14 protein-coding genes and 1 pseudogene are annotated in these 13686 nt (G+C 41.3%); 10 read left to right on the top strand and 5 right to left on the bottom strand.

The window, feature by feature from the left end; translation table 11 throughout:
• Window positions 1-213: 213 nt before the first annotated feature.
• On the top strand, window positions 214-1227 hold the full coding sequence (gene gap, locus AC4HAO_RS06715; protein ID WP_447451796.1) for a type I glyceraldehyde-3-phosphate dehydrogenase: 1014 nt from the start codon (window positions 214-216) through the stop codon (window positions 1225-1227).
• Window positions 1228-1379: 152 nt separating this feature from the next.
• Entirely contained in the window at window positions 1380-2576 is a 1197-nt protein-coding gene (locus AC4HAO_RS06710; RefSeq protein WP_491134950.1) for a phosphoglycerate kinase, read from the top strand.
• A 475-nt stretch (window positions 2577-3051) separates the two neighbouring features.
• On the opposite strand, the gene AC4HAO_RS06705 is transcribed toward AC4HAO_RS06710, so the two are convergent.
• Entirely contained in the window at window positions 3052-4089 is a 1038-nt protein-coding gene (locus AC4HAO_RS06705) for an SDR family oxidoreductase (RefSeq protein WP_491134949.1), read from the bottom strand.
• A 142-nt stretch (window positions 4090-4231) separates the two neighbouring features.
• Here AC4HAO_RS06705 and AC4HAO_RS06700 point away from each other — a divergent pair, with 142 nt between their 5' ends.
• The 5 genes from AC4HAO_RS06700 (at window position 4232) to AC4HAO_RS06680 (ending at window position 8387) form a co-directional block, all read left to right on the top strand.
• Window positions 4232-4690: a MarR family winged helix-turn-helix transcriptional regulator gene (locus tag AC4HAO_RS06700; protein WP_491093721.1), complete on the top strand. Its 459-nt coding sequence runs from the start codon at window positions 4232-4234 to the stop codon at window positions 4688-4690.
• A 283-nt stretch (window positions 4691-4973) separates the two neighbouring features.
• Entirely contained in the window at window positions 4974-5447 is a 474-nt protein-coding gene (locus AC4HAO_RS06695) for an FUSC family protein (RefSeq protein ID WP_491093741.1), read from the top strand.
• Between the two features lie 245 nt (window positions 5448-5692).
• Entirely contained in the window at window positions 5693-6064 is a 372-nt protein-coding gene (locus tag AC4HAO_RS06690) for a MerR family transcriptional regulator (RefSeq protein WP_447451801.1), read from the top strand.
• An 85-nt stretch (window positions 6065-6149) separates the two neighbouring features.
• Complete coding sequence (gene glnA, locus AC4HAO_RS06685) at window positions 6150-7496, top strand: type I glutamate--ammonia ligase (RefSeq protein ID WP_447451802.1); 1347 nt, start codon at window positions 6150-6152, stop codon at window positions 7494-7496.
• A 243-nt stretch (window positions 7497-7739) separates the two neighbouring features.
• The gene (locus tag AC4HAO_RS06680) at window positions 7740-8387 is read left to right on the top strand and encodes a COG3942 and LysM peptidoglycan-binding domain-containing protein (protein WP_491093720.1); all 648 of its coding nucleotides are present in this window, start codon (window positions 7740-7742) and stop codon (window positions 8385-8387) included.
• 29 nt (window positions 8388-8416) lie between these two features.
• Here the strand turns inward: AC4HAO_RS06680 and AC4HAO_RS06675 are convergent.
• From AC4HAO_RS06675 to AC4HAO_RS06660, 4 genes and pseudogenes are all read right to left on the bottom strand, one after another.
• Window positions 8417-8632: pseudogene (locus tag AC4HAO_RS06675) on the bottom strand (IS30 family transposase); the annotation flags it as partial.
• The gene (locus tag AC4HAO_RS06670) at window positions 8625-8873 is read right to left on the bottom strand and encodes a helix-turn-helix domain-containing protein (RefSeq protein WP_491134948.1); all 249 of its coding nucleotides are present in this window, start codon (window positions 8871-8873) and stop codon (window positions 8625-8627) included. The pseudogene AC4HAO_RS06675 and the gene AC4HAO_RS06670, both read right to left, overlap by 8 nt.
• 373 nt (window positions 8874-9246) lie before the next feature.
• On the bottom strand, window positions 9247-10932 hold the full coding sequence (rnjA, locus tag AC4HAO_RS06665) for a ribonuclease J1 (protein WP_447451804.1): 1686 nt from the start codon (window positions 10930-10932) through the stop codon (window positions 9247-9249).
• 1 nt (window position 10933) lies between these two features.
• A complete protein-coding gene (locus AC4HAO_RS06660) occupies window positions 10934-11164 on the bottom strand; it encodes a DNA-dependent RNA polymerase subunit epsilon (RefSeq protein WP_447451805.1) in 231 nt (76 codons plus the stop codon).
• Window positions 11165-11414: 250 nt separating this feature from the next.
• Here AC4HAO_RS06660 and tsaB point away from each other — a divergent pair, with 250 nt between their 5' ends.
• The 3 genes from tsaB (at window position 11415) to tsaD (ending at window position 13613) form a co-directional block, all read left to right on the top strand.
• Window positions 11415-12101, top strand: coding sequence for a tRNA (adenosine(37)-N6)-threonylcarbamoyltransferase complex dimerization subunit type 1 TsaB (tsaB, locus tag AC4HAO_RS06655; protein WP_491093740.1), 687 nt, complete (start codon window positions 11415-11417; stop codon window positions 12099-12101).
• The gene (rimI, locus tag AC4HAO_RS06650; RefSeq protein WP_491093719.1) at window positions 12102-12518 is read left to right on the top strand and encodes a ribosomal protein S18-alanine N-acetyltransferase; all 417 of its coding nucleotides are present in this window, start codon (window positions 12102-12104) and stop codon (window positions 12516-12518) included.
• 81 nt (window positions 12519-12599) lie between these two features.
• Entirely contained in the window at window positions 12600-13613 is a 1014-nt protein-coding gene (tsaD, locus tag AC4HAO_RS06645; protein WP_491093718.1) for a tRNA (adenosine(37)-N6)-threonylcarbamoyltransferase complex transferase subunit TsaD, read from the top strand.
• The last annotated feature ends 73 nt before the right edge of the window (window positions 13614-13686 follow it).

Genomic DNA, 13686 nt, shown 5'->3' with positions numbered 1-13686 from the left:
TTCACCTGTGGTTAGCAGTAAAAGACCAGCGTGTTTGCTGGTCTTTTTGTCTGGTTGGGTGATAGTAAGTGGTTGCAATTTGCAGAAAAAGATTATATAATAATCATGTTGAAGGGGCTTTGTGAACGTTCGCAAGTTAACCTTTTCACAAATCGTTAAAGGGTTCGCCCTTAATAAAAAATTTTCTTGATTTTCATAAGGAGGAAATCACACATGGTAGTTAAAGTTGGTATTAACGGTTTCGGACGTATCGGTCGTCTTGCATTCCGTCGTATCCAAAACGTTGAAGGTGTTGAAGTTGCTCGTATCAATGACCTTACTGACCCAGCAATGCTTGCACACTTGTTGAAATACGATACAACTCAAGGTCGCTTTGACGGTACTGTTGAAGTTAAAGACGGTGGATTCGAAGTTAACGGTCAATTTGTTAAAGTTTCTGCAGAACGTGACCCAGAACAAATTGATTGGGCTAACGATGGTGTAGAAATCGTTCTTGAAGCAACTGGTTTCTTTGCTACTAAAGAAGCAGCTGAAAAACATCTGCATGCTGGTGGTGCTAAGAAGGTTGTTATCACTGCTCCTGGTGGATCAGATGTTAAAACAGTTGTATTTAACACTAACCATGATGTTCTTGATGGTTCTGAAACAGTTATCTCAGCTGGTTCATGTACAACAAACTGTCTTGCACCAATGGCAGATGCATTGAATAAAAACTTTGGTATCAAAGCTGGTACTATGACAACTATTCATGGTTATACTGGTGACCAAATGATCCTTGATGGACCACACCGTAAAGGTGACTTCCGTCGTGCTCGTGCTGCTGCAGCTAATATCGTTCCTAACTCAACAGGTGCTGCTAAAGCTATCGGTCTTGTATTGCCAGAATTAAATGGTAAACTTCAAGGTCATGCTCAACGTGTTCCAGTTCCAACTGGTTCATTGACAGAACTTGTTTCTGTTCTTGACAAGAAGGTTACTGCTGATGAAGTAAATGCAGCTATGAAGGCAGCAGCTACTGAATCATACGGTTACAACACTGACCCAATCGTATCTTCTGATATTGTTGGTATGTCATTCGGTTCATTGTTTGATGCAACTCAAACAGAAGTAACTGAAGGTGCTGATGGCACTCAATTGGTTAAAACAGTTTCATGGTACGATAACGAAATGTCATACACTTCACAGTTGGTTCGTACTCTTGAATACTTTGCAAAAATCGCTAAATAATTTTATTAATTAGTGATAGTAGGAGAGCCTGTGGGCTCTCTTTTTTGGTGTCTCTTTATCGAGTAGAATTTTGTGAAATGCTTCATTTGATTGTCTTATCCCCTTATGTTGTGATATAATACAGGTATTAATATAAAAAGGAGTCTTATGTAATGGCGAAATTGACTGTTAAAGACGTTGATTTGAAAGGTAAAAAAGTTCTCGTTCGTGTTGACTTTAATGTTCCTCTGAAGGATGGTGTCATCACTAATGATAATCGTATCTCTGCAGCGCTTCCAACCATCAAATACATCATCGAACAAGGTGGACGTGCAATTCTCTTTTCTCACCTTGGACGTGTGAAAGAAGAAGCTGATAAAGAAGGTAAATCTCTTGCACCAGTCGCTAAAGACTTAGCTGCTAAACTTGGTCAAGATGTTGCTTTCCCAGGAGCTACTCGCGGTAACGAATTGGAAGCAGCTATCAATGCTCTTGAAGATGGACAAGTTCTTTTGGTTGAAAACACTCGTTTTGAAGATGTTGACGGTAAAAAAGAATCTAAAAATGATCCAGAACTTGGTAAATACTGGGCTAGTCTTGGCGACGGCATCTTTGTAAACGATGCATTCGGTACAGCTCACCGTGCGCATGCTTCAAACGTTGGTATTTCGGCAAATGTTGAAAAGGCAGTTGCTGGTTTCCTTCTTGAAAATGAAATTGCTTATATCCAAGAAGCTGTTGAAACACCAGAACGTCCGTTTGTCGCTATCCTGGGTGGCTCAAAGGTATCTGATAAGATCGGTGTTATTGAAAATCTACTTGAAAAAGCAGATAAAGTTCTTATCGGTGGCGGTATGACTTATACCTTCTTCAAGGCTCAAGGTATCGAAATTGGTGATTCTTTGGTTGAAGAAGATAAGTTAGAAGTTGCCAAGTCTCTGCTTGAAAAAGCAAATGGTAAATTAGTCTTGCCGGTAGATTCAAAAGAAGCTAATGCATTTGCTGACTATACTGAGGTTAAAGACACTGAAGGTGAAGCTGTAGATGCTGGCTTCCTTGGTCTTGACATTGGCCCTAAATCAATTGCTAAATTTGACGAAGCTCTTACTGGTGCTAAGACAGTTGTTTGGAATGGTCCTATGGGTGTCTTTGAAAACCCTGACTTCCAAGCAGGTACAATCGGTGTGATGGATGCTATCGTTAAACAACCGGGTGTTAAATCAATTATCGGTGGTGGTGACTCAGCTGCAGCAGCAATCAATCTTGGCCGTGCTGATAAATTCTCATGGATTTCTACGGGTGGAGGCGCGTCAATGGAATTACTAGAAGGAAAAGTTCTCCCAGGACTTGCAGCACTTACTGAGAAATAGGCTTTGAAGGCTAGAAAAAAAGAGACGGATGTCTCTTTTTTTCTGTACATCGCGTAGAGTTTCTACGAAGCGGTGTGAGTTAGAAAATCTAGCAAGGTATAAAGTATTATCAGGCTTGGCTGCGTTGACAGAAAAATAAGATTGAGCCCGTCAGTCTCTGCAAAATCTTGATTTTGCAGAAAAGAAGCAGAGTCGATATCAAAAATAAGGCTGGAGGAAGTTCTCAGCCTTATTTATTTGGTTAATTTTATTTGCTAGGCCAGTGGTTGGGAAAAAAACTGGTTGGCCCTGTCAAGAAGTCTTTCCCTTGCACAGTTCATTAGGTGCTTTAGCACCAATGAACCACTGCTGATGGAGGAGGTCCTAAATCCTTGCTCCGCAATTGTTAGCGGCTATCCTAATCAACTGTGCGGAGGTGGGACGACGAAGTCGATTTTTTATATCAATTGACTTCTGTCCCACTCTCATTTTTGTGCTAATCCAAATAACCGTGATTACGGTACCATTTGATGGTAGCTAACATTGTCTCTTCAACTGGGCGGAAATATCCTCCCAGTTCTTTTTTGGTTTTAGTATGATCAAAGTGGGTGCGTTGGTATTCCTTGGCAAAAAGGCCTACTAAATCTTTACTGACTAAGACAGGTTTGCCGGTAATTGAATGATAGATTTCATTCCAAGTAGCAAGGGTTCGTAGCAAGGGACGAGGAATGTATCTTTTGGGGGCAGGAATTCCTGTCACGGCCTCCAAGGTATTCATTAGTTCCTGCATGGTCATGTATTGTCCAGCAGCCAAATAACGCTCGCCCTTGCGGCCATATTTCATAGCTCGGATATGGATGTCTGCCACATCTCTAGCATCAACTACGCTATAGCTGGCTTTGATAGTCCCTGGAAGTTTCTGTTGCATATAATTTAAAATCATCTGGCCTGTGGAAGTCGGTCCCATATCTCCCGAACCATACATGGATCCAGGCAGAACAAAGGTTAAAAATAAATCGGGATGCCTAGCCAGAAAATCTTTAGCAGCATTTTCACTGAGAATTTTACTGCGATAGTATTCTATTTTGGTATCGGGGCTGCGGGACATGGTCTCATCAATGAGCTGGTTAGGCTGGCCTGTAAGGACAGCAATGGATGAGGTGTGTACCACTTGGCGAATCCCAGCATCATAAGCGGCCTGCAAGAGATTTATAGTTCCTGTGATGTTGGTATCGTAAAGTTCTTGCCAGTGCTTGCCACCTTTATGGCTGTCACGAAAAAAAGCAGCTGTGTGAAAGAGGCTGTCACAATCGGATAGATGAGATTTATAATTTTCTGGATTGAGAATATCTCCTTGAACAAAACGGATAGGCAAGGTACCAAACTGTTGTCTAGCTTTGTCCATGGAGCGAACCAGAGCGGTCACTTGGATTTTCTCCTTCAATAGGGCGCGGACTAAATTGTTACCCAGAAGTCCGGTTGCCCCAGTAACAAAGGCGTGTTTGATAATTCGGGATGAAGTGGTTGTGGTCATGTAAGAGCTCCTTTTGATAAATCGCCAAATAGATGATATGTCATCTATTTAAATCTATTCTAGTTTTTAATTATTTTATTGTCAACAATTTACCTAATCTAGTGTAAAATAGTAGACAAGAATAATGAGGTGGGGAGAAACAATGGATTCGCTAGGAAAACAGTTTAGATATTTATTTAGAAGCGCTGATAATATAGCTATGAAGGAATACACTCACTTAATGTCATCTGCAGGTGTTACCCCTAATCAGAGTGAGGTTCTATTGGTGCTAAAGGAATATGGTCCATTATCTCTAAAGCATTTGGGAGAATTATTAATTTGTGAGGAAAGAAGCCCCAGTCGATTGGTGAAGAGTCTGATTCAAAAAGGATTAATCATAAAAGAAATATCGGAGTCCGATCGCCGCCGGTCTCTGCTGTCTTTGACACAAACTGGTGAGGATCTTATTGCTAAAATAAAAGAAGCTGAGCAAAGTTTTGATCGATCAATGGAAAAGCGCTATGCAACTGAGCTAAATATCCTTAATGACTTGTTGGCGGAGTATATTAAAGGAAGCCTCTATGAAGAAAAATTAAAGCGTCGAAGTCTGTGGGATGACTAAGGGAGATCTTATGAAAATATAGAAATTCGATAGTTCGATCGGCCCCGTTCTTCGTTAGAAAGCCTAACTATAAACTAAGTCTGACGCTTGAAAAACAGTATCCCCTTCTCTTAATGGCTGTATTATAAGTTGGAAATAGAGAAGGGAGGACAGCAGGAATTATCAGAAAATTTTGTGATTATCATCCAAAACTATGATAGAATGAATAAGGAAGTGAACTTTTGGAAGGTAGGATTCAATATTGGGACGATTTCGCTTTAATCCCCAAGAGTTTAAATTAGGGATGCGAACATTTAAGACGGGTTTAGCTGTATTTTTAGTTCTCTCCCTCTTTTCTTTATTTGGCTTTGAAGGGCTACAAATTGGTGCTTTAACGGCCGTATTTAGTTTAAGAGAGGATTTTGACAAGAGTGTCCATTTTGGGGCTTCTCGTATTTTAGGGAATACAATTGGTGGTGTTTATTCACTGTTATTCTTTGGCTTAACTGCTTTATTTGATAATCTCCTATGGGTGACGCTTGTATTCGTGCCGATTTTTACGATGTTGACGATTATGACCAATGTTGCTATGAATAATAAATCGGGTGTCATCGGTGGCGTTGCTGCTCTGTTAATTATTACTCTTTCAATTCCCGCAGGAGATACGTTTACCTATACTGTTGCTCGTATCTTTGAAACATTTATAGGAGTGTTTATAGCTACTTTAGTTAATATAGATGTGGATTGGCTACGTAAGCGCTTGATCAGGAAGGATTAATGTTATTGGAGCCAGATAACCAAACTAGACTAGTTACTTAAGCTTAGTTTTTATTTATAATCTGATCCTACTGACTTAAAAATACTTCTTATTATTGAAAACAGTTTTGCTGGTTTTTTCTCTTTGATTTTGTGTAGGAACCGTTCTTAATAAGGTTGTTTTGTCTATGTTAGAAAATGTAACATTCGAGCTTGACAAGACTGAATTTTCAGATATAATGGGATGTGAAAGGAGTTACAGTTATTATGCGAGAAAAAGAGTTCAGGCGTTCTCTAGCCGTTTTCCCAATTGGATCGGTTATGAAACTAACTGATTTAACTGCTAGACAGATCCGCTATTACGAGGATCAGGGTCTTTTAACTCCTGACCGTAGTTCTAGTAATCGTCGTCTCTATTCTTTAAATGATATGGATGTCTTGCTGGAAATTAAAGATTTTTTGGATGAAGGACTTAATATTGCTGCAATTAAGAAGGAGTACGAAAAACGTAAACAAGCAGTAAAAGACAAGCAAAAGCCATTAACTGATGCCGATGTCCGTCGTATCCTTCAGGACGAGTTGCGAAATCAGGCGCGTTTTACTTCACCCAATTCCAACATTGGTGGTTTTCGTATGTAAATGACGAAATCATATAGATTGATATTTTAGGAGACAGGGGCTTTACGTTTTTGTCTTCTATGGAAATTAGAAAAAGGAGGCCGTCATGGCAATCACAGCAGATGATATCCGTCGCGAAGTCAAAGAGAAAAATGTTACTTTCTTGCGTTTAATGTTCTCAGATATTGCAGGAACAATGAAAAATGTAGAGATACCTGCTACTGATGAGCAGCTTGATAAGGTTCTGTCTAATAAGGCTATGTTTGACGGTTCATCTATTGAGGGGTTTGTCCGCATCAATGAGTCAGACATGTATCTTTACCCGGATCTTAATACCTGGACCGTTTTTCCTTGGGGAGGGGAAAATGGGGCTGTTGCAGGTCTGATTTGTGATATCTATACTGCTCAAGGTGAACCTTTTGCAGGTGATCCTCGCGGTAATTTAAAACGTGCCCTTCGTCACATGGAAGAGTTGGGGTTCAAATCCTTTAATTTAGGGCCTGAGCCGGAGTTTTTCCTATTCAAAATGGATAGTATGGGAAATCCAACACTTGAAGTTAATGATAAAGGTGGTTATTTCGATCTTGCTCCAACTGATTTAGCAGACAATACGCGCCGTGAAATTGTTAATGTTCTGACCCAAATGGGATTTGAAGTAGAGGCTAGCCACCATGAGGTAGCTGTTGGCCAGCATGAGATTGATTTCAAATACAGTGATGTGCTGCAGGCTTGTGACCACATCCAAATTTTCAAGCTAGTGGTTAAGACGATTGCGCGTAAGCACGGTCTCTATGCGACCTTTATGGCTAAGCCTAAATTTGGTATTAATGGATCTGGGATGCATTGTAACATGTCTCTCTTCAATGCGGATGGTCAAAATGCCTTCTTTGATCCTGAAGATCCAAGAGGCATGCAGCTTTCCCAAAATGCCTATTACTTCCTAGGCGGTTTGATGGAGCATGCCTATAATTACACGGCTATTGTCAATCCTACAGTTAACTCTTACAAACGCTTGGTTCCCGGTTATGAGGCACCGGTATATATCGCTTGGGCAGGGCAAAATCGGTCTCCATTAATTCGTGTTCCAGCTTCACGCGGAATGGGGACGCGTTTAGAGTTGCGCTCAGTTGATCCAACAGCTAATCCTTATCTTGCTTTAGCTGTTTTACTTGAATCTGGTCTTGATGGTATTGAAAATAAGATCGAAGCGCCAGAGCCAGTCGAGTCCAATATCTACGTGATGACAGAGGAGGAACGTCAGGCAGCGGGAATCCGTGACTTGCCTTCTACTTTGCACAATGCGGTTAAGGCCTTGCAGGAAGATGATGTTGTTAAGGCCGCTCTTGGAGATCATATTTATCCTAACTTTGTAGAGGCCAAGCGTTTGGAGTGGTCTAGCTATGCAGCTTTTGTCTCTCAATGGGAAGTTGACAACTATTTAGATTTATATTGATCCTTAAGGAAAAAGTTCAGGGTTGGGGCATTTGTGTTTCAACTCTTTTTATATGTCATTTTGATTAAAAAAATAACAAATTTCAAGAGGAATGTCATTAGAATAACGATGTTTCTTAATTGGGAGTTAATGGAGTTGTTATTTTTTCCTGTTAAACTAATCACATAACCCAGTTAAAGAGTACTGAGCCTGTCTGCTAAGGCTCTTTTGCTGAGATTATAGTACTGATGAGAGGGAATAAACATGAATAAAAAATTAACAACTGCTAGCCTTTTTGCTGCAACAGCTGTATTAGTTGGTCTGGCTGGTCAAGTAGCTCACGCTGAGACTTACGCTGTTCAAAATGGTGATAGTTTCTTTAGCATTGCAGAACAGCACGGTATGGATCCTTATCAACTAGCAGCTAATAACGGGATGACTATTTCAAGTACGATTCTTCCAGGACAGACTGTTGAAGTGGCTGGTGTAGCAGCCCCAGCAGAAGCTGCAGCGCCTGCAACAGATGCAGCTGCCCCTGCAGCAGATCAGGGGTCTGTTGCATCAGTGGATACGGCTGTCAATACCTACCCTGTTGGTCAGTGTACGTGGGGTGTAAAACAGTTGACTGGTTGGGCCGGAGACTGGTGGGGTAATGGTGGTGACTGGGCTAGCAGTGCGGCGAATGATGGTTATACTGTAGGTTCAGCACCTCAAGTTGGATCTATCGTTTGCTGGACTGACGGTGGCTATGGCCATGTAGCTTATGTTACAGATGTTAGTGCTGATGGACAAATTCAAGTTCTTGAATCAAACTATAAGGATCAGCAGGAAATCGGCAACTATCGCGGTTGGTTCGATCCTAATAACAGTGTGACACCTGGTTCTGTTAGTTATATTTATCCTAATGCTTGAGATGAATTGCAATAATAAGTGAAACTTTTTTAAAACTCATTCAACAGTGCCTCAAAAGCTGTTCTGTAACCTAAACATTTTCGTGGGCGTTGGTTAATTTCAACTAAAGCTGAATACAATTCCTCATCGCTTATCAAGGATAAGTCAGTTTTCTTGGGAAAGTATTCTCTAAGTAGCCCATTTGAATTCTCGTTACTCCCTCTTTGCCAAGAGGAGTAGGCGTCTGCGAAGTAAAAATCAATACCTAACTTTTCGACCTTTGAGCTCTGGTGTACAAATAGATTTTCTCCCTTTGCGTTTAGCACGAAAATCATAGTGCTTTTGAGCTATGGAAGCTGAGTAGTTTCCCTGACACCTCTTCAATTCCCTAGAAATGGTAGACCTATTGACGCCTAATTTTGAAGCAATATGGCTGGGCTTCAGTCCTAATTCTAAGTAAGCCTCTATCTTAATACGTTTAGTTATGGTAATATGGTGGTAGCTCATAGATTCCTCTCGTGTACTGTTTAGTGTGGTTACTTATAGTTTACACGATTGAGGCTCTATGAGTTTTTTTGTTGCACTTTATTTTACAATCTATCTTGATAAAAAATAAAAAAGATAAAGCCTTGCTAAACAACCATCTTAGCAAGGCTTTTTGTGATAAAAAAGAAATTAAAATTCAAGACTGTTATCTTGGCCGCTTTCTTCCGCAATGGAGAGGCCAATCAACACTTAATACTGTTATTGTTAGTTGGTATCTGTAGTGATAAGCAACAGCCTTTTCTATAAAATTAGGGGAGTAGGAATAAAATGAACAGTGTTCATCGCATTCGTATAGTCTTACTCCCAACCACTTTTTGCTCAGTATCTTATTGAGCTAGTTATCATTATCAGGTGTTAGGACCATTGGAATAATAATTGGTTCACGTTCGGTCTGTTCATATAAGAAAGGACGCAGAGCATTGACGATAGCACCATTAACGCTTTGGATGCTAGCGTCTTTATTTTTAAGGGCGATGCGAATAGCGTTGAAGAGGATGCGCTGTCCCTGACGGATGAGGTCTCCTGATTCACGCATATAGACAAAACCACGACTGAGAATATCTGGACCTGCTAAAATCATTTTGCTCTTGAAATCAACAGTAGCTACTGCTAGAACAACACCATCCTCTGATAAATCGCGACGGTCGCGTAAAACAGCTGTTCCGATATCGCCAATACCGTTACCATCAACGTAAATATCTTGGGCGTTGAAGTGACCAGCACGCCGAGCTGAATCCTCAGTAAGAGCAAGAACATCACCGTTTTCCATGATAAAGATATTGTCACGTGGAACACCTGTATCTTCAGCGAGGCCTGCGTGTACTTTTTGCATACGATATTCACCGTGAACGGGCATGAAGAATTTAGGTTTGATGAGGCGGAGCATAAGTTTCTGCTCCTGCTGGCCACCGTGTCCAGAAGTATGAATATTATTGATTTTACCATGGATAACATCGACGCCAGCTTCTTGGATGGTATTGATCAATTTATTAACGCTGGTTGTATTACCCGGAATTGGACTGGACGAGAAGATTACAGTATCTCCAGGCTGCAGGGTGACCTGCCTGTGAGTTCCGTTGGCGATACGAGCTAGAGCAGCCATGGATTCTCCTTGACTACCTGTACACATAATTAAAATTTCACTAGCGTGATAATCCTTAATTTCATTAGGTTCAATGAAAGTATCTTTTGGAACCTTAATGTAGCCAAGTTCAATCCCATTGGCAATAGCTTTTTCCATGGAGCGGCCAAAAACTGCAATTTTACGCCCAGTCTTAACTGCAGCTTCAGCAGCCTGTTGAAGCCGGAAGATATTGGAAGCAAAAGAAGCGAAAATAATACGTCCATGAATACCTTCAATGATCTTCATAATGGATTGGCCGACAACTTTTTCTGAGTTGGTGAAGGTTGGAATCTCGGCGTTAGTAGAATCAGAGAGAAGGCAGAGGACACCATCCTCACCGAGGGCAGCCATTCGATGCAGGTCCGCTGGTTCTCCTACTGGGGTAAAGTCGAATTTAAAGTCACCGGTGCAGACAATTTTTCCTTGTGGTGTATGGATCACAATTCCAAGGGGTTCTGGAATCGAGTGGGTCGTACGGAAAAAGGTGACCTTAAGATTTTTGAAGGTCAACTCTGTATTGTCATTGATTTCGTAGAGCTTGGCTTCACGCAGGAGACCGTGTTCTTCGAGTTTACCGCGAATCAAAGCTAAAGCCAGAGGGCCTGCGTAAATAGGGACATTAGCCTGTTTAAGTAGGAAGGGGATACCACCTATGTGATCCTCATGCCCGTGAGTGATAACTAAGGCTTTGATGCGATTAACATTTTCGACAATATAGGAATAGTCGGGGATAACGTAGTCGATACCTAGAAGGTCATCCTCTGGGAATTTAATGCCGGCATCAACAATAATAATTTCATCTTGATATTCGATTCCATAGGTGTTCTTACCGATTTCGCCAAGTCCACCAATAGCATAAACCCCAACTTCTTCGGGTTTCAGATTGATGTTTGACATATTAAAACTCCGTTAATTCAAAGGCATCTGTCTCTTGTTCGTATTCAAGGTGTTTATCAGATAGTAGTTCAATAAATTCAATGTTATAGTCTGTATTTGCTTCTACTAATTTTCGAGCCTTGATATGTCCCTCTAATTCATCCTTGGCATCAATGCTAAGATAGAGGGCCTGAGTTGTTTCACGTCTTGGGCTGCGGTCGGTTGTTTCTTGATAAAAAACTTTATAGATCATGATTATCCTTTCTGATTGGTCAGGCAAACCTAAATGAAAGCAATCAAAGAAGACAGAAAAAAGCTGGTTCACTTTGATTGCTTTTTATGAAATTGTATAGAGTAATAGATTTGACCTGAATCGTTATAACTACCAAAATTATACCATAAAGTGAGGGATTAGTAAAAAGGATTAAGAAAGATAGGGTTGTCTTGGGTGCTAAGCCTTCTAATTTATGTTAAAATAGGAAGGAAATTGACAAGGGGAAATGATGAAATTATTAGCTTTTGATACCTCCAATCAGGCTTTGTCAGTAGCTCTGATGGAAGATGATCAGTTGGTGGCTGACCTATCCTTGACGGTTAAAAAGAATCATAGTATCAGCCTGATGCCGACAATTGATTTTTTAATGGCCCAAGCTGGCTGGAAACCTAGTGATTTAGATCGGGTTGCGGTTGCTCAGGGGCCAGGCTCTTATACGGGGTTGAGAGTGGCTGTTGCAACGGCTAAGACCTTAGCTTACACATTGAATATCGATCTGGTTGGTGTTTCTAGCTTGCTAGCCTTAACAGATCTTGATGAGGAGGGCTTGATTGTTCCATTGATAGATGCTAGACGCAATAACGTTTATGCCGGTTTTTATCTGGAGGGACACTCAGTCACTAAAGAACGCCATAGCAGTTTGTCTGATGTTTTGGCGTTTGTTAAAGAGTATCCTAATGTCACTTTTGTGGGGGAAGTGGAAGCTTTTCAATCACAAATTAAAGATACCATACCTTGGGCTAAGCTTGTGCCTAGTTTACCTTCGGCTCGGCTCATTGCTCGGGTAGGAAGAGCTTTATCGGCAGCGGATGTCGATGCTTTTATCCCCGATTATTTGAAGCGAGTAGAAGCAGAAGAAACCTGGCTTAAGACCCATCAGGATACGGATCCTGGTGATTATGTTAAACGTGTGTAGATGAAGCAGGAAGAATTAGCTCAGGCTGTTTTTGATATTCTAAGTGATGTTTATGAACAATCACCATGGACCTTACAGCAAGTGTTGACAGACCTGAAGCAGGATAATACGGACTATTTTTATGTCTACGAAGATCAGGCTATTATAGGCTTTATGTCTATTCAAAATCTGGTCGGCGAGTTAGAATTAACTAATATTGCTGTAAAATCAAACTATCAAGGTCAAGGATTAGCCAGCCGTCTGCTGGAAGAAATCATTCATAGGCCGGAGACAATTTTTTTAGAGGTACGCGCGTCTAATAGGCCGGCTCAGGAACTCTACCAAAAATTTGGCTTTAAAGAGGTGGCTCGACGCAAGGATTATTATCATCATCCTGTGGAAGATGCTTTGATTATGCAGCGTCTGGCAGAAGATTAAGACCTAAGTATTAAAAATAGGGCCTGTTGAATACGTCGAAGTGATTTTAAGGAACAATAGGCAGTCTGGAGGTTTATAAATATGACAAAGAATAGATATATTTTAGCTATTGAGTCTTCCTGCGATGAGACCAGTGTGGCCGTTTTGAAAAATGATGATGAGCTCCTCAGCAATATCATTGCGAGTCAGGTGGAAAGCCATAAGCGTTTTGGGGGTGTAGTGCCTGAGGTGGCCAGTCGCCATCATGTCGAAGTGATTACCCTTTGTATCAAGGATGCGTTAGCCGAAGCTGGTCTTAAGGCTGAAGACTTAGATGCGGTGGCTGTGACCTATGGCCCAGGTTTGGTTGGTGCCCTTTTAGTAGGAATGGCTGCAGCTAAAGCTTTTGCCTGGGCAAACAGCCTTCCTTTAATTCCAGTTAATCATATGGCAGGACATCTCATGGCGGCGCGTGAGTCAGGCCCCCTATCCTACCCACTTATGGCGCTTTTGGTGTCTGGTGGACATACAGAGCTAGTTTATGTCAAAGAACCTGGTGACTATAAGATCATAGGGGAAACCAGAGATGATGCTGTTGGTGAAGCTTACGACAAGGTAGGGCGTGTCATGGGCTTGACGTATCCAGCTGGTCGAGAGATTGATGACTTAGCCCACAAGGGACAGGATATCTATGACTTTCCACGGGCCATGATCAGGGAGGACAATTTGGAATTTTCATTTTCTGGACTGAAGTCAGCCTTTATCAATCTCCATCACAATGCCCGACAAAAGGGAGAAGATCTGGTGTTAGAGGATTTAGCAGCGTCCTTTCAGGCGGCAGTTTTAGATATTCTTATGGTAAAGACTAAGAAGGCTTTGGTGCAGTACCCTGTTGAGACCTTAATCGTTGCAGGCGGTGTTGCTGCTAATCAGGGGCTGCGCGAGCGGATAGCTCAGGAAATCAAGGATGTTAAGGTGAATATCCCTCCTTTGCGCCTTTGCGGTGATAATGCTGGAATGATTGCCTTAGCGGCCGCAGTTGAGTTTGAAAAGGGGCATAGGGGCGAGTTGTCTCTCAATGCTAAACCAAGTCTTGCCTTTGAAACGATGGATTAAGTAGATGTCAAAGCGCTTGTTTTGGCATTTTTGATTTGTTATAATGATAAAAATTTCAAAAAATTGAAAGAAG

The organism is Streptococcus sp. ELY_137 (genome assembly GCF_058314515.1).
The sequence above is the reverse complement of the archived record's forward strand: the minus strand, read 5'-3'. Positions and strand labels throughout refer to the sequence as shown.

Coding starts and splice junctions, on each gene's coding strand:
- AC4HAO_RS06700 (WP_491093721.1), top strand. CDS start 4,232: ATGGATTCGCTAGGAAAACAGTTTAGATATTTATTTAGAAGCGCTGAT.
- AC4HAO_RS06695 (WP_491093741.1), top strand. CDS start 4,974: ATGCGAACATTTAAGACGGGTTTAGCTGTATTTTTAGTTCTCTCCCTC.
- rnjA (WP_447451804.1), bottom strand. CDS start 10,932: ATGTCAAACATCAATCTGAAACCCGAAGAAGTTGGGGTTTATGCTATT.
- AC4HAO_RS06710 (WP_491134950.1), top strand. CDS start 1,380: ATGGCGAAATTGACTGTTAAAGACGTTGATTTGAAAGGTAAAAAAGTT.
- glnA (WP_447451802.1), top strand. CDS start 6,150: ATGGCAATCACAGCAGATGATATCCGTCGCGAAGTCAAAGAGAAAAAT.
- tsaB (WP_491093740.1), top strand. CDS start 11,415: ATGAAATTATTAGCTTTTGATACCTCCAATCAGGCTTTGTCAGTAGCT.
- rimI (WP_491093719.1), top strand. CDS start 12,102: ATGAAGCAGGAAGAATTAGCTCAGGCTGTTTTTGATATTCTAAGTGAT.
- tsaD (WP_491093718.1), top strand. CDS start 12,600: ATGACAAAGAATAGATATATTTTAGCTATTGAGTCTTCCTGCGATGAG.
- AC4HAO_RS06690 (WP_447451801.1), top strand. CDS start 5,693: ATGCGAGAAAAAGAGTTCAGGCGTTCTCTAGCCGTTTTCCCAATTGGA.
- AC4HAO_RS06670 (WP_491134948.1), bottom strand. CDS start 8,873: ATGAGCTACCACCATATTACCATAACTAAACGTATTAAGATAGAGGCT.
- gap (WP_447451796.1), top strand. CDS start 214: ATGGTAGTTAAAGTTGGTATTAACGGTTTCGGACGTATCGGTCGTCTT.
- AC4HAO_RS06660 (WP_447451805.1), bottom strand. CDS start 11,164: ATGATCTATAAAGTTTTTTATCAAGAAACAACCGACCGCAGCCCAAGA.
- AC4HAO_RS06705 (WP_491134949.1), bottom strand. CDS start 4,089: ATGACCACAACCACTTCATCCCGAATTATCAAACACGCCTTTGTTACT.
- AC4HAO_RS06680 (WP_491093720.1), top strand. CDS start 7,740: ATGAATAAAAAATTAACAACTGCTAGCCTTTTTGCTGCAACAGCTGTA.